Source organism: Thermomicrobium sp. (assembly GCF_053493975.1).
In genome coordinates, this window is the sequence record NZ_JBRBZA010000072.1 from 15,108 (window position 1) to 34,326 (window position 19,219).

Genomic DNA, 19,219 nt, shown 5'->3' on the forward strand with positions numbered 1-19,219 from the left:
CCTACAGGACAGGCGCACGCACCACCGACCGGTTGCAGGAATCGGCCACACTGGGGATGCACCACCTCACCTCGTAGGGGCGAGGCGCTGCCTCGCCCGCCGTGCCGGTGGCGCAGCCACCCCTCCCGCGCGCCGCTCGCCGAGCGCCAGGATGAGCGGCGGGACGAGACGGCGCTGTCCAGGCACAGGACCGCGACCGCGATACCGCTTTGGGGACCGTATCAGGCTTCCCTCGCAGTGCGGGCGCCTACGAACGATGGACACTTGCGACCGGTCCGAGTGGACCTCTCTCGAGTACCGGTCCTTTCGTCGACTCACCGATGATCAGGGAATAGGACCGAGAACCGATAAGACCGGGAAAGACTGGTCAGCACGATCGTTCTGACCCCACTCGGCTAGCCGCGGTCTAGGCTCTTCCGCTCAGTCGACACCGAGACTCTCGATCCCTCTGACCGACCGGCACAGCAGACGACTTCCTCCACTGAGCGAGGCCGCAAGGCCGTCCATCAGTCAGGGGGTCACATGGCACGCCGAGTCGTCCAGATCGTGTTGAGTCTCCTTCTCGTTGTGCAACTCTGCGCGGCAGCTGTAGCAGTCGCTGCTGCCGAAGGACCACCGGCTCGCTACATCGTCGTCCTCGATGACGCTGAGACGAGCGTCGATGCCTATGCTCCAGTCCGCCGGAGCGAGGCGATTCGCGTCGCGAGCGAGTTCGGCATCGAGCCGGAGCAGGTCTACGGCACAGCGTTCGCTGGCTTCGCTGGACACCTGACTGGGCGACAAGTGCAGCGCTTGCTCGCAATGGGTCGCATCGCCGCCATCGTCCCCGATGCGGAAACAAAGTTGGCAGCACAGACGACTCCGACCGGTGTCCAGCGGATCGGTACGCTGGCGAACGGGACAGCCAAGATCGATGGCCTCGACGATCCGATGCCGATCGACATCGCGGTACTGGATACTGGGATCGATCCGAACCACCCGGACCTCAATGTGGTCGGGGGATACGATTGCTCCGGCAGCGGGAGTTGGATCGACCGACACGGACACGGCACGCATGTCGCGGGGATCATCGGCGCTCGCGACAACAGCACCGGTGTCGTCGGTGTGGCACCGGGCGCCCGCTTGTGGGCTGTCAAGGTCTTCGGCGATAACGGCACCGGCTATGTTTCGTGGCTCATCTGTGGCCTGGATTGGGTCGCCGCCAACGCCGCGACGATCCGCGTGGCCAATTACAGTGGTGGTGCGAGCGGGACCGATACGCCCAACTGCGGTGGAACGAGCGATCCGCTCCACCGTGCCGTCTGCCGCGTCGTGCAGGCTGGCGTGACGCTCGTCGTCGCGGCCGGGAACGATGGTCGGGATGCCGCCAACACGATCCCTGCTGCCTATCCGGAAGTCATCGCGGTCGGCGCGATCGTCGATACCGACGGGAAACCCGGTGGACTCGGACCGAGTACCTCGTACGGTGCCGACGATACACGTGCCTCGTTCTCCAACTATGGACCGGTCGTCGATCTCTACGCGCCGGGAGTGTCGATCCTCTCTACGGTCCCGGGGGGCGGTTACCAGCGCTGGAGCGGCACCAGCATGGCGACTCCGCACGTGACCGGCGCAGCTGGCCTCTATCTTCTCCAAAATCCCGGTGCTTCGCCAGCTCAGGTGCGCAGCTTCCTCCTCGCCAACGGGGAAGCTGGCCCCTGGGACAGCTACGGCCAGCCGTTGATTCGCGTCGACTGGGGTGGTGGGAGCGGCAACGAGAGTGGCGGCGACCAGGGCAACGGCAACGATGGCGGTACCACTCCTCCGACGAATCGCGATGTGGCGGTCACCGGCCTCGACGTTCCCACCTCGTTGACGACCGGGAGCAGCGCAACCATCAAAGTCACTGTGCGCAACGAAGGCACCACGAGCGAATCGGTAACCGTCACGCTCAACGCGAACGGTGCCGCCATCGGCTCGCCGCGCAGCATCTCGCTCGCGTCAGGCTCCAGCACGACGGTGAACTTCACGTGGCAACCGACCACTGCAGGCACTTTTACACTGGAAGCACGAGCCGATATCAGCGGTGAGGACAGCGACCCCAGCGACAACAGTCGGACCGCAACGGTCACCGTCACACAAACCGTCCGCGATGTCGCGATCACCGACCTCACTGCTCCCACCCAGCTCCGGCGCGGTCAGAACGGAACCGTCTCCGTCACGCTCGAGAACCGCGGCACCGTCAGTGTCACCGTCACGGTCACGCTGACGACGCAACCGCGTAACGCCGCCATGGGAACAGTCAGCAGCAAGGTCACGCTGTCTCCTGGTGCCACGCGGACGATCTCCTTCACCTGGCGGACCAACAGCCGGACTGCGCTCGGGACCTACACCGTGACAGCGAGTGCGCCCCTGAGCGGCGATGCCAACCCAGCCGATAACACCCGCTCGGTGACCATCACCGTGACCTCCCGCTAGGTCGCTGAGCGCCCGCCACGACCGCACGGGCCGGCCGAGAGCTCGCTCCGCCGGCCCGTGTCGTTTCGCACGACGGCACTGACTATGCCCTAACGAGCAGTCAGTTCATCGTCACGGTCGGCCAGTCGTTCGACCAGGTGCCCACCAGCACGATCGCTCCTGCCCGCTCGGTTGGCGACGAGCAGGCAGCAGAGCCGGGTCGAGCGATAGCCGGGGCCAGACTCGCTCGCGGCCTCCCCGAGGAGAGCGCGGGAAAGGCTTGACAACTCTCTCGCGAACCGCTACTATGTCGGTAACCGACGTATTGGGTCGATGCTTTCGGGAGGTGCGATCGTGGCAACACAGGCGATTCCCGGCTATCGGTTCGGCGATCCATCTTTGCCGCGCGCCCCGTACAGTGAGGCCGATCTCGCGCTCTTGCAGCGAGTACTCCTCTTCACTGAGGAAGACGCGACTGCCCTTCGCCGAGCCGGTGAGATCCTCGCCCCGCACATCGACGAGCTGCTCGATGTCTGGTACGGCTTCGTCGGCAGCCATGATTTCCTCCTGCAGTACTTCTCGACACCGGAGGGGCCGCACGGCGAGTATCTCGCTCGTGTACGCCAGCGCTTCGGGCAGTGGGTCCTCGATACCTGCCGGGCCGAGTTCGACCAGCGCTGGCTCGACTACGCGTACGAGATCGGTCGCCGGCACTTCGACAAGAAGAACCAGACCGACAACGTTCACGGAACGCCGCCGTTCGTCCACTACCGTTACATGATCGCGTTGGTCTACCCGATCTACGCAACCGTGCGCCCCTTCCTCGAGCGAGGCGAATCCGATCCCGCTCGAGTGGAACGGATGCATCAGGCCTGGCTCAAGGCGGTGCTCCTGCAAGCGATCCTCTGGACCTATCCCTACGTGAAAGACGGTGTGTTCTGATCGAGCGCGACGAGGGCACCGGGTAGCGAGCGTCGTCACTCGCTACCCGGCCTGCTGTGCCCGAACGCGCCGGACCGGCATCAGTCACTTCCGCGTCGGACAGTCGGATCCCATCCTGCCGCGGATAGGCACGACACACCCGGTCGGCAAGCGACACAAGCGTTTGCTATACTGGTTTCTGTGTGCTGCTCGTTTCGGATGGATGAGCATCGTGGAAGGCGAATCGTTTCCGATGTCCGTCTTCGATCCCGAACGCCGGCAACGATCGCGGGCTGCCCGCGTCGCCATGGCTTTGCTGCGACTGACCCACGCGATCAAGGCCATCTCGACGGAAGAAGTCAAGGGGCTCGGTCTGACTCCGATGCAGGCCCAGACACTTCTCTGGGTCCGCTACACCAAACCATTTCTCGCATCGGTCGGACGCCTCGCTCAGGCACTCGGTGTGACGCATGTGACCGCGATCGGGATCATCGACGCATTGGAGCATGCCGGCTTGCTCGCTCGTGAAATCAGCCGCGTCGACCGCCGAGTGACGCTCCTCCGCTTGACTCCGGCTGGCGAGGCGGCAGTGCAGCGGCTCGAACGTTTCGGCCACACGCTGGAAGAAGCCTTAGCAGGGCTGAGCGAGAGCGAGCTCACGGCGCTGGAACGTGGCCTGGGGGCCGTCGTCTGGAGCCTGCGCGCTTCCGGCCTCTTGCAAGTGGCTGAGGCATGCCGCGGGTGCGTCTACTTCCGCGAGAACGTGGCACCAGGCACGGACGAGCCGCATCGCTGCGAGCTGATCGAGCGTTTCCTCAGCGAGCGAGAAGCGCGTCTGGCCTGTCCGGACTACCGCCCCGAAACACCGGAAGGCTTGTTGCCCTTAGCAGCAGAGTGATCGAAAGACCACTCGCGGTTCAGGGGCATCGCAGACGAGAAGTCGCTTCGCCCCGCGCACGCGCTTTCCCCTCCATCGGGCTGCCAGCGCACGTCTCGGTACTGACGAGAACGCTCCCGACGAGTCGGGGTCGCCTGGCCAGCGACTCGCTGGTCGCACGAGCCCTCTCGAGTGGACGCTGCGCTCCTCGGCCGGTGAGTATCCCGAGCAGCTCGTTTCCGATCATACGCGGAGCCGCATCGCTCACCTCCGACTGTTGCCTCGACAGCGTCGTACCCTGTCGTTTGCCAGTCGACTCGTCCCTGCAGTACTATCGTGATCGACAGGATGAAAGGCGTCATGCCCCCGTAGTTCAGTGGATAGAACGGCGGCCTTCTAAGCCGCATGTCGCAGGTTCGAATCCTGCCGGGGGTGCTGCTCTCTTCGGGGATGATCTCGTGATCGGTGCTCTCGCTCCCCTGATCGCTCTGCGATGCGAGCACTCGTCACGGGGAGAGCCAGCAGGAACATCGACCAGAGAGCGAGAACGGCATGCGCCAGCGCGCCAACCAGTTATGGCTCATTTTCTTCGTTCCGGGAACCACGCTCGTCCTGATACCGTTCGTGCTCACCCGTGTCTTTGGTCTGACACTCTCCGAGACGACGAGTAGCATCGTGGGGGGAACCGGGCTCCTCTTGCTCTTTCTCAGCTTGCTCACCCAACTGCCGCTCCCGCGCCGCCGCAACCGGGAACGAGGCCGGAAGTGAAAGAAACGAGGGAAGCCATGCGCGTCACGGTTCGTTACTTCGCCATCGTGCGCGAACTCCTCGGGCGAGATCGCGAGGAACGCGACCTCCCCGAGGGGACGACGGTCGGACAACTCCTCGCGCAACTCTGCGAGTATCAGCCGTCCCTCGCGCGGCTCCAGCGTTCGATGCTGGTCATGGTCAATCGCCGCTACGCCCGCCCGGATCAATCACTCCGCGAGGGGGACGAAGTCGCGCTCGTCCCGCCTGTTTCGGGCGGCAGCACCCCATTCTCGATCGGTCCGGATCCCCTCGACCCGAGCAGGATCGAGCAGCTGGTCGCCGATCCTCGAGCGGGGGCAGTGGTTACCTTCATCGGTACCGTGCGCGACCACGCCCGCGGCAAACGCGTCCTCTACCTCGAATACGAGGCCTATGCGGAGGCTGCACTCGAAGCGTTCGCGGAGATCGCCGAGGAAATCCGACAACGCTGGGACGTGCTCGGTATCGCGATCGCTCACCGCACCGGACGCGTCGATATCGGCCAAGCCAGTGTCGTCATCGCGGTATCCAGCGCGCATCGCGCGGAGGCGTTCGAGGCTTGCCGCTACGCGATCGAGCGCCTCAAGCAAGTCGCACCGATCTGGAAGAAGGAAGTGTACGAAGACGGCGAGATCTGGGTCGGGAGCGAAGCGCTCTACCAAGAACTCTACGCTCGTCGCGGCACGGAACCATCGGCTCCGCCCGAGTGACGAGGCATCTCAGCGCGCTTGTCCGTGCACCGGACCACGCAGGATCGCACGGAGCCGCTCGCCGGGACGGTATGGTTCGGCCCGCGGCGGCACGATCAGATAGGCATTCGCTCCGACGGCCGAGAGCAAGCGGGCCGACGACTGCGGCCCAGTGTTGCGGGCGAAGAGCGTCCCTGTCTCGTCGCACCAGACGATCGCCCGCTGGTACTCGATGCGATCGCCTGGTTCGATCGAATGCGCGAGCACGACCGTAACCGGCTCCGGGACGACCGGCTGCTGCCCGGTCATCGCCCGCAACGCCGCCATGACGAAGATCTCGAAGCCGACGAGCGCCGAGACGGGGTTACCCGGCAAACCGAAAAGGAGCGTCCGGCCAACCGTCACGAAGTGGAAAGGCTTGCCGGGCTTCATGAAGAGCCGTTCGATGTGCACCGTGCCGAGCGTGCGGAGCGCCGCACTGATCAAGTCGCGTTCCCCGACTGACACACCACCGGACGAAATGACGACGTCGCTCTCAACGATGCGCTCTCGCAGGAGTTCGGTCAGACGCTCCACATCGTCGGGGCCTCGCCCCGCCCAGATCACCTCGGCACCGGCCTGCTGCAACGCTGCGACCAGCATGAAGCGGTTCGAATCGCGGATCTGACCGGGACCGAGCGGCTGTCCGGGATCGACTAACTCGTCACCGGTGCTCAACACGGAAACACGCGGTCGGCGTGAGACGGGGACACTCGCGATACCCAAGCTCGCCGCGAGACCGATCTCCGCGGGGCCGAGCACTGTCCCGGCCGGCACGATCAGTTCGCCACGGTGCACGTCCGCCCCGACCGGCCGCACGTTCTCGCCGGGCCGGATCTCTTCCCGCCGAATCACGATGTGATCGTCCACGAGCTCGACATCCTCCACCGGGACGACCGCGTCCGCGCCCGCTGGCAACGGCGCCCCAGTCGTGATGCGCACGGCTGTCCCTGGAGTCACCGTGACGTCCGTGACGTGACCAGCGAACTGTTCGCCGATCACTTCGCGCCACGGTGAGGTATCGTCGTAGATCACCGCGTAGCCATCCATCGTCGCGGCCGGAAACGGGGGATGGTCCTCCGGCGCATACAGCGGTTCCGCCAGCACGCGCCCAGCTGCATCCATCAGCCTGACCTCTTCGCTCGGGAGGCGCTGGACGTGAGCGAGAATGACGTCGAGCGCTTCCTGGGGGGTCAACATCCGGCTCGTTCGCTGCATACCGTGCTCCTCGCCGACCGCTATCGGCACGAAAGCGATTCTATCCTACACCTCCCCAGGAGCCCAGGAGCGAAGGCGGCTCCACCCCCGCGGCTGTCCTCTCCGCATCGCCCTCGCGACGCACGCCGGTTGGGCTGCTGCAGCTTCATCGACGCGAACAGCATCGGAGCGCGCGGCGCGACCAGCGCTACCGCTTCGGTCCACCGCAGCAGAACGCGACGAGACCAGTTTGCCGATTCGGCCACGAGAAGCAGCGAGCCCGTGAGAGGATTGCGGGAGCAGTCGTTTCCACCGTATCATTGGAGAATGAAACGATCACTCCTCCCCAGCGGGCGATCGCGCGATCGAGGCGACATGGCAACGGCGGTACCGCGTGAAAGCGACCACGAAGCGCACTCCCAGGACACTCCGGTCGTCGGGCCGAGCGACGAGCCGGTATGGGAGGACGTCGCTCCCGAGTTCCTCAAGCGGCTGCCGCATGCCGATCTCGAGCTGATCCACCGTGCGTTCGAACTCGCTCGGTCAGCGCATGCCGGGATGCGCCGGCGCTCCGGTGAGCCGTACCTGTCCCATCCCCTAGCGGTCGCCCTGATTCTGGCCGACTTGCAACTGGACCAGGAGACGATCGCTGCTGCGCTGTTGCACGACGTGCTCGAAGACACCGACGTCACGCTCGAGCAACTCCGGGAGCGCTTCGGTCCGCGGGTCGCTCGCCTGGTCGATGGTGTCACGAAGCTCGGTAAGATCCGCTTGAGTCCGGAGAACGAGCCGGTCAGCCTCGAACGCGAGAAGATTCGCCAGGCGGAGAGTCTCCGCAAGATGCTCCTGGCCATGGCTGAGGACGTCGGCGTCGTCCTCATCAAGCTCGCCGATCGCCTCCACAACATGCGAACATTGGAGCATTTGCCGCCCGAAAAGCAGCGTCGCATCGCGCGCGAGACGATGGAGATCTATGCCCCGCTGGCGAACCGACTCGGTATCGGCCAGCTCAAGGCGGAACTCGAGGATCTCGCTTTCAAGTATCTCGAGCCGCAGACCTACGAGACGATCGCACGCGCGCTCGAGTCGCGCGGACACGATCGCGAGCAGTATCTCCAGGAAGTGATCGAGCAGGTCAAGCGCGCACTCGCTGATGCCGGCATTCGGGCGGTCGTGACCGGGCGCGAGAAGCATATCGCTTCGATCGTTCGGAAGATGCGTGAGAAGCAGCGCAACTTCGACGAGATTTACGACGTTCTGGGGATCCGCGTCATCGTCGATGAGCAGCGCGATTGCTATGCTGCGCTCGGAATCATCCACGGCATGTGGCATCCGATCCCGGGCCAGTTCGACGACTACATCGCCAATCCAAAGGAGAATCTCTACCGCTCCCTGCACACAGCGGTGATCGGCCCGCGCGGCATCCCGCTCGAAGTACAGATCCGGACCCATGAGATGCACCGGGAAGCCGAGTACGGGATCGCCGCTCACTGGCGCTACAAAGAGCAGCTGAAACCCGATAGTGGTGATCGGTCGATCGAGGCCAAGATCGCGTGGTTCCGCCAGATCCTCGAGTGGCGCGACGAACTGCTCGATGCCCAAGAGTTCGTCGACTCGGTCAAACAGGATCTCCTGCCGGAGATGATCTATGTCTTCACCCCCAAAGGGGACGTCGTCGAACTGCCAGCGGGTGCGACACCGATCGACTTTGCCTATCGCATCCATACCGAGGTCGGACACCAGTGCGTGGGCGCCAAGGTCAATGGGCAGATCGTTCCGCTCAATTACAAGCTGCAGAACGGTCAGGTCGTGCAGATCATCACCTCCAAGTCGCGCACCGGTCCCAGTCGCGACTGGCTCATCCCCAGCAATGGGTATGTCACGACGGCCTCAGCGCGCGAGAAGATTCGCCAGTGGTTCCGCAAGCAGGAACGCGAGGAGAACATCGCGCACGGCCGCCATCTCCTCGAGCAGGAACTGCGACGCCTCGGTGTCGAGATGAAGCTCGAGGATGTCCTCAAGCTCTTCCCTCGCTACCAAAAGCTCGAGGATTTCTTGGCGGCGATCGGCTACGGCGCCATCACGCCCCAACAACTCGCCGCTCGCATCGCTGAACACGAGGACCAGCGCACACGAGCGGGCACAGCTCAATCCCCGTCCAAAGCACCGCCGCTTCAGGTGACCGGCCTCCGCGACCTGCTGACCCGGCTCGCGAATTGCTGCAAGCCGGTCTACGGCGATCCGATCGTCGGTTTCATCACGCGCGGACGCGGCATCACTGTCCACCGCGCCGATTGCCCGAACATTCTGCATACCAACGAGCCGGAGCGGGTCATCCCCGTCAACTGGGGAGAGACACCACAGCAGTACCCGGTGACGATCCGCATCGAGGCATGGGATCGAGTCGGACTCCTCCGCGATATCACGACGCTGGTCGCTGACGAAGGACTCAATGCCCTCTCTGTTCTCACCAATGTGCACGAAGATCGCACCGTGACGATCCTCATGACGCTCGAAGTGACCAGCGTGCAGCAATTGAGCCGCATCCTCCAGAAGCTGGAATCGGTCAGGGACGTCTACGACGTCCGCCGCATCACCGGCGACCAAACACCGACCGCGGTCTCCCGCTGAGCGCACGTCACTGCTCGCCGATCTCTTCTTCCGGTTCTTCCAAAAGTCCAGCCCGCTTGAGGAGCCGCTCGCGTTTGGTCAAGCGCCGGCGCGGCCGAGTCTGCTCGGCTTCCGCCAACTCGGGTTCCCACACCAGCTCTCGCCCAGCCACGTGCACGATATCGCCCGGCTGAATGCCGAGCGCGAGCAACCGCCGGGAGATGCCCCAGCGGGCCAGCAGCCGCTGGTACCGTTCGGCCGCCTCCGGGTTAGAAAAGTCGGTCATCAGCGTGAGTCGCTCGATCTTCGGGCCCCGCAGCGCGAAGTGGTGCGGAGACAAGCGGATCGCTTCCCAGCGTTCCGGCGAGCGATCGAGCGTATAGACTCGGTGACTGCGCAGGGGCGGCGCGACCCGTTCGGGGCGAGGCAGTTGCTGCAGGCGCTCCCAGGTCGCGCGGATCAGTTCGCCCAGCCCTTGCCCCGTAGCCGCCGAGATCGGATAGGCTGTGTAACCGAGTTCGTCCAGTGCTCGCGCGAGGCGCGGCCAGTTAGCCTGTGCCTCGGGGAGATCCATCTTGTTGACCGCGACGATCTGCGGCTTGCCAGCCAGCGACGCGGAATAGGCAGCGAGTTCCGCATTGATCGTGTGAAAATCCTCCAGTGGATCGCGTCCCTCGAGTCCACCGGAGCCGTCCAGCACATGGATGAGCAGGCGTGTCCGCTCTACATGGCGCAAGAACTCATGACCGAGCCCAGCACCACGCGAGGCTCCAGCGATCAGTCCTGGCAGATCGGCGAGGACGAACGTTCCCCCCTCCCGACCCGGCACACTCACCACGCCGAGCATCGGCTCCAACGTCGTGAAGGGATAATCAGCGATCTTCGGTCGAGCAGCGCTCACTGCAGCCAAGAGCGTCGATTTGCCAGCGTTGGGCAAACCGACCAGCCCGACATCGGCCAAAAGCTTCAGTTCCAAGCGCAGCCAGCGCTCCTCACCAGGCTCTCCCTTTTCCGCGAAGCGCGGAGCCTGCCGGCTCGGCGTCGCGAAGTGCTGATTGCCCCGTCCACCGAACCCTCCACGAGCGACCAGCAACACCTCGCCCGGCTCGAGCAGATCGCCGAGGACCTCACCGGTGGCCTCGTCGTACACCACGGTTCCCGGTGGAACGTCGATATAGAGATCCGCACCGTCCCGACCGTTCTTGTTGTTTCCCTGCCCCGGCTGTCCATCCTCGGCCCGGAACTGCCGCTGATAGCTGAACGGGAGCAACGTGTTGAGCGAGGGATCGACGCGGAGATACACGTTCCCCCCGCGCCCACCATCGCCTCCATCGGGCCCACCACGCGGGACGTACTTTTCCCGGTGGAAACTGACCGCCCCGTTCCCACCGTTTCCGGCTTTCACGAAGATCTTGGCTTCGTCGTAGAACATGAACCCTCCGGCCTGCTGCTCCGCAGGCCTGCTCGCAACGTTCCGTTGACACATGATCAAGCTTACTCGAGGAAATCGCGGAGTGCTCGAGCCCGCTGCGGGTGACGGAGTTTGCGAAGCGCCTTCGCCTCGATCTGGCGAACGCGCTCGCGCGTGACACCGAACGCTCGACCGACTTCTTCCAACGTGTAGGTCTGCCCATCTTCGAGACCGAAGCGCATGGCGAGGACCCGGCGTTCACGCTCGGTCAACGTCGCCAGGAGCGACTGCACCTGCTCTCGCAAGAGCGAAAGCGCTGCTGCATCCAGCGGAGCGACCGTGCGCTCGTCTTCCAGAAAGTCACCCAGGGTGCTCTCCTCTTCCTGCCCCACCGGCGCTTCCAACGAAACCGGATCCTGTGCCGCCTGGAGCAATTCGCGCAGGCGATCCACCGGCATGTTGACTGCAGCCGCGAGTTCGCTCGTCGTCGGCTCGCGCCCGAGTTCCTGCGTCAATTGGCGTGCCGTACGGCTGACACGGTTCAGGGTCTCGACGAGATGGACCGGCAAGCGGATCGTCCGTGCATGATCAGCTAGGGCACGCGTGATCGCTTGGCGGATCCACCAGGTCGCATAGGTCGAGAACTTGAACCCCTTGTGCGTTTGGAACTTGTCGACCGCCCGCATCAGCCCGAGATTTCCCTCCTGGATAAGATCCAGGAGCGTCAATCCCCGGCCGGTATACCGCTTGGCAATGCTGACGACGAGCCGGAGATTCGCCTCGGTCAGTTTGCGACGAGCCGCCTCTCCGTCGCGCCGGAGGCGCTGCCAGTGTGCGCTCAGCACTGCTCGATCCAGCCCGAGCTCGGTCAGCGGCGGAATCGGGGGAAGCGTGCGTTCGAGTGGATCACACCACCGTTGCAAGGGCTCGGGAAAGAGTGCGAACTCCAGGCGCCGGCGCCGCAATGCGTCTTCGAGTTCCTCGACGCTCCTGCTATCCTTCCCGCGGAACTGTCGCAGCAGCGCTGGCGGGAGGGAGCGCAGCGGCAAGATCGCGGCGAGCACCGCGCTGCGTGTCTCCCTCTGTCCTGGAAGACGTTGACCCAAGCGCTCGACGAGCGGCCAACCGGTCACGAAGCGCTCCCACGCTGCGAGCAGCAGCACGAGCGGATCGTCACCGGAGCAGCGCCGAAGTTCGTCCAGATACTCCGCCAACTCCACCGCCCGGCCGAGCTCCACTTCCTGCTCGGCCGTCAAGAGCGGGACACGCCCGATCTCCGCCAGGTACAAGCGCACCGGATCCTCGACGAGCAGATCCGGATCGGCCTCCCTCTCGGTCTCCCAGGAGCGGGAAGTGCCATCCGGGTCGAGTGCATCCTCGATCGCGACCAGGACTCCCTCGGCTTGCAACTCAGCGAGAGCCGTCTCGGCGGCATCGGGGCCGAGCGTGTCGATCAAGGCCAACCATTGGTCACGAGTGAGCCGACCGTGCAGGCGAGCAGTCGCCAGGATCGTATCAGCCCCCGCGAGCAACGGGAAATCGACCGATCCGTTCGCCCTGGTCACCACCTCACGTGACCGATTGGGCTTCCCGCGCCGTTCCGTCTTGGTCACCGCGCGCACTCCTCACGGCCTTCGAGGAAACCAGCGCCTGCTCGTGCGGCATCCCAGTGATACTACGGAGCAGAGCAAAATTCAACGGTATCGCGCCCCTTCGATCCCCGCTTCTCGTGCCAAAAGATCCGCGATCGTCTCCCGGCGCTGCCAGAGTTCCACCCTTCCCGCTTCCAATGCGACCACGGCTGGTCGGCGAGCGAGGTTGTAATTGCTCGCCATCGCCAAGCAGTACGCTCCGGCGGCAGGGATGACCACCAGATCCCCCGGAACCGGTTCCGAAAGCACCGCATCCCTCACCAACACATCGCCCGACTCGCAATACTTACCCACGAGGGTGACACGCTCGCGGCGTCGATCCGCTCGCTCGATGACCGGAAGTGCCAGATAGCGTGCCCCATACAGCGCCGGCCGGATATTGTCCGCCATCCCGCCGTCCACTGCCACGTAGGTGCGGATCCCGGGCAAACGCTTGACGCTCCCCACCCGGTAGAGCGCCATGCCAGCACGTCCGATCAACGAGCGGCCCGGCTCGAGCACGAGGCGGGGGAGCGGCAACCCGACCATGCTCGCTGCTTCCGCCACCCATCGGCTGACCTGCGCTGTCGCCTCGGCCAGATCCAGGACCGGGTCTTCGGCCGTGTACGGAATCCCGAAGCCACCACCTGGCGAGAATTCCTCGAGGGAAAAAGCGAATCGCCGGCAGAGCTCACCCGCGAAAGCGAAGACCTCCTCGATCGCTCGCTGGTACGGGATGAGATCGAACAATTGCGAGCCGATATGGACATGGAACCCGAGCAACGTGAGCTCCGGTATCGAGAGGCAGCGCGCGACTGCTGCCTCCGCGTCCCCAGTGACGAGAGGAAGACCGAACTTGGAATCGAGTTGGCCGGTGCGCCGGTAGGCGTGGGTGTCGTGTGGCTCGACCCCCGGATTGAGGCGCAGGAGAATCGCAACAGTCTTTCCGCTACTCCTGGCGATCGCTGCCAACCGCTCGAGTTCATCGTGGTTATCGACCACGATCCGCCCGACTCCCAGTTCGAGCGCGAAGCGGAGCTCGTCCTCTGACTTGTTGTTGCCGTGAAACACCAGTCGCTCAGCGGGGACACCGGCTGCTCGTGCCAAAGCGAGTTCCCCATCGGAGACACAGTCCACGCCGAGCCCCTCGCTCGCCAGCAAGCGGAGCAGTCCGACCGTCGCAAAGGCCTTGGCTGCATAGACCAGCGCCGTCTCTCCCGGATAGCTCTCCAGGCCGTGCCGGTAGGCCGCGACGGCGGCGCGGATCGTCGCGACATCGTACAGGTAGAGCGGGGTGCCGTACTGCTCCGCGAGCTGAGACAGCGGAACTCCCCCGATCCACAGCTGTCCGGACTGGTCACGTCGAGCCGTTTCCGGCAGGATATGCGCCAGTTCGGTCACGAAACTGCACATGTCCGACCTTTCGCGCCACAGTGGGCACGGCGATGAGTATAGTTGCCATTTTGGAAGCGCGCCAAGGTATTCGGCGCCAGCAGACGGGAAAGACGCGACCGATGCCTGAGACCATTTTGACTGTCGAGGGAGCCAGCAAGCGTTACGGAACGCAGGAACTGTTCCGAGACCTCCGCTTCCAACTCCTCGAACGCGAGCGAGTCGGACTCGTCGGCCCCAACGGGGCTGGCAAGAGCACCCTGTTGCGGATCATCGCCGGGCTCGAGCGACCGGACAGCGGACAGATCGTCGCTCGCCGCGGGCTCCGTATCGGCTACGTTCCTCAGGAACCGGATCTTCCGCGCGGCCACACGGTGCTGGAAGCAGCGCTCGACGCGCTGGCTCACGTGCGAGCGCTCGGCGATGAACTGCTTGCCCTCGCCGAAGCTCTCGCTGCGAGTCGCGACGAGGAGGAGCATGCTCAGCTGCTCGCCCGCTACGAGGTGGTGAGCACTCGTTTCGAGGCGGCTGGCGGCTGGGACCTGGACGTGCGGGCTCGTACCGTGCTGGCCGGACTCGGGTTCGCGGAGTCCCAACTCGCCTGGCCGGTCGAGCACCTCAGTGGTGGTCAACGGACCCGCCTCGCTCTCGCCCGAGCGCTTTTGAGCGATCCCGATCTGCTTCTCCTCGACGAGCCGACCAATCACCTCGATCTTCCAGCTTTGTCCTGGCTGGAGTCCTTCCTCCAGCGCTGGCGAGGGACCGTCCTCGTCGTCGCGCACGACCGATACTTCCTCGACCAGATCACGACGCGGACACTCGAGCTCAGCTTCGGTCGACTCGAAGAATATCCAGGTAATTATTCCGAGTATCTCGAACTCCGTGCCCAGCGCTTCGCGGAGCGGCTGGCCGCGTACGAACAGCAACAGGAGTTCATCCGCAAGGAGGAAGCGTTCATCCAGCGTTACCGAGCTGGCCAACGGGCTCGCGAGGCTCGCGGCCGCGCAACGAAGCTGGCGCGACTCGAGCGACTGGAGCCCCCGCGCGAAGCGGAGCGACTCCAACTCGCGCTCGTTCAGGGCGGGACGAGCAGCCGGACAGTCCTGACAACGACGCCACTGGTGATCGGGTATCCCGGCACCATGCTGCTGCGGACACCGGAGCTCGTCGTCCAGCGCGGCGAGCGGATCGCGATCGTCGGCCCCAACGGCGCCGGGAAGACGACACTCCTCCGCACGCTCGCCGGAGAACTCGCGCCACTGTCCGGTTCGCTCCGTTACGGCAACGGTGTCAAGCTCGCCTTCCTTCGACAGGAGCCGCACTTGGACGAGCGGCGTACCGTCCTCGAGACGTTGCTTCGCCAGCATGTATCGAGCGAGCAGGAGGCGCGCCGTTTCGCCGCGCGCTTTCTTTTCCACGGAGACGAGGTCTTCAAGCCGGTCAGCGCCCTGAGCGGTGGCGAGCGACGTCGCCTCGCCCTGGCGCTCCTCGCGCTGGAGCGCCCCAACCTTCTTTTCCTCGACGAGCCGACGAACCATCTCGACCTTCCCAGCCGCGAAGCCCTCGAAGCCGTCCTCGAAGAATTCGCCGGGACCCTGCTCTTCGTTTCCCATGACCGGTACTTCATCGATCGGCTCGCGACGATGCTCTGGGTGATCGAAGGAGCAGAGCTTCGCGTCTGGTTCGGGAGCTATAGCGAGTACCAGCGTGCGCACCACGCGACCGCGACAGTTCAGCCCCCGCGTCATCCTTCCCCTGAACAGCCACGCGCACCAGAGCCGGGACGGCCGCGCCGCTCACGCTCGCCACGGCAGATCGAGCGAGAAGCAGCACAGGTCGAACGCGCGATCGAGCACCTCGAGGCACGCCTGCGCCAGATCGCCGACGAACTGGACGAAGCCACGGCTCGCCACGATGTCGATGCGATCGCCGAGTTGGGGGCGACCTACGATGCGCTGACGCGCGAACTCGAGCAGGCCTACGCGCGCTGGGAGCACCTCCAAGAGGAACTCGCTGGCGCGCGGGTCGGAGAGTTCTGAGATGGCACGACGCCCCTATGTGATCGGCCTGACTGGCAATATCGCCTGTGGCAAGACGCTCGTCCTCAGGGAATTGGCCGCGCTCGGTGCGGAAACGATCGACGCGGACGAGGTTGCCCGCACCCTCGTTCGCCCGGGAAGCCTCGTTTTGGCAAAAATCGTCGAGGCGTTTGGCCCGTCCATCCTCCTCCCTGACGGTTCACTCGATCGGCGCGCGCTCGGTGCGATCGTTTTTCGCGACCCCCGGGCGCTCCGTCGCCTCGAGGAGATCACGCATCCCGTCATCGTCGCCGAGATCCGACGTCGTCTCGCCGCGACCGAGCGTCCGGTCGTCGTCATCGATGCGATCAAGCTCTTCGAGTCGAGTCTCGCTCGGGATTGCGACGAGGTCTGGGTCGTCACCTGCCGACCGGAGCAACAACTCACCAGACTGATGAGTCGCAACGGCCTCAGCGAGGAAGAAGCGCTGGTCAGAATCCGCGCCCAACCACCGCAAGAGGAAAAGATCGCCCGCGCCGATCGCGTGATCGACAATAGCGGCACGATCGACGAGACACGTCGTCAGGTGCGCGAACTGTGGCAGGGAGTTCTGCGCAAACTCGGCTACCCTCAGCCGAACTCGCTTGCCGAACGCGATGTCTCCCCCTACACTGCCGGTGAGCGGCCTGACCAGACCGAAAGGAGAGGCGATCGCGATGGGACGGCGGAAACCGAGCCTGACGCCGGAGGAAGCCCGAGCCCTTCACCATGAAGCGCTCGTCATCGACTCGCAACAGCCGCCGATCACGAGCGGTGCGCTCTTTACCCCTCGCATGCGGCAACTCGTCAGCGAGTACGCGCGGCTCGGTCGCACGCGTGCCGAGATCCAGCCGCTGCTCGAGGCGATGATCGTCCGCGAACTCCGCGATTCCGCCGAAGCACGCGAGTCGTACCTGAACCTCTGGCGGCGAGCCGGCGTCACGGTCGCCTGCGGCACGTTCTCCGGCCCTGGACCGATCAGCCAGGCTTTCGAGCAAGCAGTCCGGCGTATCGCCAACGCCCACGCGATCGTCGACCTCCTCACGGACCATCTCGTGCTCGTCCGCGAAGCTGCCGATATCGAGCGGGCGCATCGCGAAGGCAAGCACGGGATCGTGATCGATTTCCAAGACACACTCGCGTTCGGCGACGATCTCGATCGCATCGAGTTGTTCCATAACCTGGGCCTGCGCATGGTCCAGCTGACGTACAACCTCCAGAACCTGGTCGGCGACGGCTGCACCGAGCGGTATCAAGGCGGACTGACGACCTTCGGCCTCGAGGTCGTCCGCCGGCTGAACGACCTCCGCATTCTCGTCGATATCAGTCACTGTAGCGAGCAGGTAGGGTGGGACGCTCTCGCCGTCTCCACGGCACCCGTCGTCGTGTCCCACTCCGCAGCCAAGGCGTTATCTGGCCACCCTCGTGCCAAATCGGACGAACTCGCCCGTGCTGTCGCCGAGCGCGGGGGATACTTCGGCATCGTCGTCGTACCGGGCTTTCTCAGTGCGCATCCCCGCGTCACGTTGGAGGACTTCGTACGGCATGTCGAGCACATGGTCGATGTCTGCGGTATCGATCATGTCGGTATCGGCACAGACAAGATGGGACCACCGAGTTCCCGGACTGGATCGCTCATCGAGTACCCGCCCGAAATGCCCGCGACACTACCAGGAAGCTTCGACTGGACAGGTTTCCGGCTCGAGGAGCACCGTTTGACTCCCGACTATCGGATCGAGGGCTACGAGACATTCGCCGATTGGCCGAACCTGACCGTCGCGCTCGCCCAAGCGGGCTTCACTGAGGAGGAGCTCCGGAAGCTGCTCGGACTCAATTTCTTGCGCGTTTTCCGCGAGGTCGTCGGCTGAATTCGATACTGCGAGTGTTAGGATTAGCGAGGAACTCGGCGGCGCAGGGCGGAGATCGGTGCGGTCTCTCGGCCCCGCGCATGTTCGCCAATTCCGCTGGCATTACTCCGATGTTGGAGGATGGTCATGGAAGCCTCGATTCGGCTGGGACGGCTCCGCGGAATCGAGATCGGCGTGCACTACAGTTGGCTCCTCGTCTTCGCCCTGTTGACCTACTCCCTGGCGGTCGGCGTCTTTCCGAGTTGGTATCCCGGGTGGAGTTCGGGAACCTATTGGGCGGTCGGCGCACTCGCGAGCGTCCTCCTGTTCGCTTCTGTTCTGGCCCACGAACTGGGACACTCGCTGGTTGCGCAGTCCCGTGGCGTACCCGTCATCAGCATCGTGCTGTTCATCTTCGGTGGTGTCGCGCAACTGGCTGACGAAGCACGCCGCGCGCGCGACGAGTTTCTCATCGCTGTCGCCGGACCGCTCGTCAGCATCGTGATCGGTGTCGTCTCGCTCGGTCTCTGGCCGATCGTCGAGGATATCAGCCAGCCCCTCGGGGCGATCTTCGAGTACCTGGGGTGGGCCAACCTGATCCTCGTCGCCTTCAACTCGATCCCGGCTTATCCGCTCGATGGCGGACGTGTCCTTCGAGCGCTTCTGTGGGGGACACTCGGCAATGTTCTCCGCGCAACGCGGATCGCAGCCGGGATCGGTGTCGCGATCGGGTTCTTGTTCATGGCGGGTGGACTCTTCCTCGTGTTCCGTTCGCCGCTTTCCGGTATCTGGCTCATCGCGCTCGGCTGGTTTCTCCAGAATGCTGCTCAGCAGTCATACCAGCAGCTGGTGATCCGCCGCTTGTTCGAAGGGGTGCGTGTCGGCCAGCTCATGGATCCGGATCCACCGACCATTCGCCCCGACGTGACGATCGACGAACTCGTCGATGCCTTGCTCGCCTACAACGTGCGCAGCTTCCCAGTCGTCGAGGACGGGCGGCTCGTCGGAATCGTCACGTTGACCGATGTGCGACACGCACCGCGCGAGCAATGGCCGATCCGGCGTGTCCGCGACTTGATGACTCCGCGCGAGCGGCTGATCACGGCGAAACCGGAAGACGATCTCGAGCGAATCCTCCGCCTGATGGCGACGCACGAGATCCACCAAATCCCGATCGTCGATGACAGTCGCTTACTGGGTTTACTGACGCGCAACGCACTTCTTCGTTTCTTGCAACTCCGGCAGGAACTGGGTCGCCTACCCGACGAGGTCGCTCTCCTGTACGCGCAACGTCAACGCGAGCGCCGCGCCAGCTGAGCGAGA

14 protein-coding genes and 1 tRNA gene are annotated in these 19,219 nt (G+C 64.5%); 11 read left to right on the forward strand and 4 right to left on the reverse strand.

Annotated features, from left to right (window positions below; all coding sequences use genetic code 11):
* The first annotated feature begins 522 nt into the window (after positions 1-522).
* From ACWIVK_RS11480 to moaD, 6 genes are all read left to right on the forward strand, one after another.
* The gene (locus ACWIVK_RS11480; RefSeq protein WP_448576847.1) at positions 523-2,457 is read left to right on the forward strand and encodes a S8 family serine peptidase; all 1,935 of its coding nucleotides are present in this window, start codon (positions 523-525) and stop codon (positions 2,455-2,457) included.
* Positions 2,458-2,790: 333 nt separating this feature from the next.
* Positions 2,791-3,378: a protoglobin domain-containing protein gene (locus tag ACWIVK_RS11485; RefSeq protein ID WP_448576848.1), complete on the forward strand. Its 588-nt coding sequence runs from the start codon at positions 2,791-2,793 to the stop codon at positions 3,376-3,378.
* Positions 3,379-3,580: 202 nt separating this feature from the next.
* Entirely contained in the window at positions 3,581-4,255 is a 675-nt protein-coding gene (locus ACWIVK_RS11490; RefSeq protein WP_448576849.1) for a MarR family winged helix-turn-helix transcriptional regulator, read from the forward strand.
* A gap of 341 nt (positions 4,256-4,596) precedes the next feature.
* Positions 4,597-4,669 (forward strand) — tRNA-Arg (locus ACWIVK_RS11495).
* A gap of 117 nt (positions 4,670-4,786) precedes the next feature.
* Entirely contained in the window at positions 4,787-5,002 is a 216-nt protein-coding gene (locus tag ACWIVK_RS11500) for a hypothetical protein (protein WP_448576850.1), read from the forward strand.
* A 17-nt stretch (positions 5,003-5,019) separates the two neighbouring features.
* Positions 5,020-5,733: a molybdopterin converting factor subunit 1 gene (moaD, locus tag ACWIVK_RS11505; protein ID WP_448576851.1), complete on the forward strand. Its 714-nt coding sequence runs from the start codon at positions 5,020-5,022 to the stop codon at positions 5,731-5,733.
* A gap of 9 nt (positions 5,734-5,742) precedes the next feature.
* On the opposite strand, the gene ACWIVK_RS11510 is transcribed toward moaD, so the two are convergent.
* Positions 5,743-6,969, reverse strand: coding sequence for a molybdopterin molybdotransferase MoeA (locus tag ACWIVK_RS11510; RefSeq protein ID WP_448576852.1), 1,227 nt, complete (start codon positions 6,967-6,969; stop codon positions 5,743-5,745).
* A 354-nt stretch (positions 6,970-7,323) separates the two neighbouring features.
* On the opposite strand from ACWIVK_RS11510, the gene ACWIVK_RS11515 reads away from it, so the two are divergent.
* Positions 7,324-9,579: a RelA/SpoT family protein gene (locus tag ACWIVK_RS11515; protein ID WP_448576853.1), complete on the forward strand. Its 2,256-nt coding sequence runs from the start codon at positions 7,324-7,326 to the stop codon at positions 9,577-9,579.
* A gap of 7 nt (positions 9,580-9,586) precedes the next feature.
* Here the strand turns inward: ACWIVK_RS11515 and obgE are convergent, their stop codons facing one another.
* From obgE to lysA, 3 genes are all read right to left on the reverse strand, one after another.
* On the reverse strand, positions 9,587-10,990 hold the full coding sequence (gene obgE, locus ACWIVK_RS11520) for a GTPase ObgE (RefSeq protein WP_448576854.1): 1,404 nt from the start codon (positions 10,988-10,990) through the stop codon (positions 9,587-9,589).
* Positions 10,991-11,052: 62 nt separating this feature from the next.
* Positions 11,053-12,582 (reverse strand): RNA polymerase sigma factor RpoD, encoded by a 1,530-nt coding sequence (gene rpoD / locus ACWIVK_RS11525; RefSeq protein ID WP_448576855.1) that lies wholly within the window; start codon positions 12,580-12,582, stop codon positions 11,053-11,055.
* A gap of 81 nt (positions 12,583-12,663) precedes the next feature.
* Positions 12,664-14,013 (reverse strand): diaminopimelate decarboxylase, encoded by a 1,350-nt coding sequence (lysA, locus tag ACWIVK_RS11530; RefSeq protein ID WP_448576856.1) that lies wholly within the window; start codon positions 14,011-14,013, stop codon positions 12,664-12,666.
* Positions 14,014-14,045: 32 nt separating this feature from the next.
* Between lysA and ACWIVK_RS11535 the strand changes: the two genes are divergently transcribed.
* The 4 genes from ACWIVK_RS11535 (at position 14,046) to ACWIVK_RS11550 (ending at position 19,213) form a co-directional block, all read left to right on the forward strand.
* Complete coding sequence (locus tag ACWIVK_RS11535; RefSeq protein ID WP_448576857.1) at positions 14,046-16,031, forward strand: ABC-F family ATP-binding cassette domain-containing protein; 1,986 nt, start codon at positions 14,046-14,048, stop codon at positions 16,029-16,031.
* Between the two features lies 1 nt (position 16,032).
* Entirely contained in the window at positions 16,033-16,782 is a 750-nt protein-coding gene (coaE, locus tag ACWIVK_RS11540; RefSeq protein WP_448576858.1) for a dephospho-CoA kinase, read from the forward strand.
* Entirely contained in the window at positions 16,727-17,917 is a 1,191-nt protein-coding gene (locus ACWIVK_RS11545; protein ID WP_448576859.1) for a dipeptidase, read from the forward strand. Before coaE ends, ACWIVK_RS11545 begins: the two co-directional genes overlap by 56 nt.
* A gap of 126 nt (positions 17,918-18,043) precedes the next feature.
* The gene (locus ACWIVK_RS11550; protein ID WP_448576860.1) at positions 18,044-19,213 is read left to right on the forward strand and encodes a CBS domain-containing protein; all 1,170 of its coding nucleotides are present in this window, start codon (positions 18,044-18,046) and stop codon (positions 19,211-19,213) included.
* Positions 19,214-19,219 lie beyond the last annotated feature (6 nt).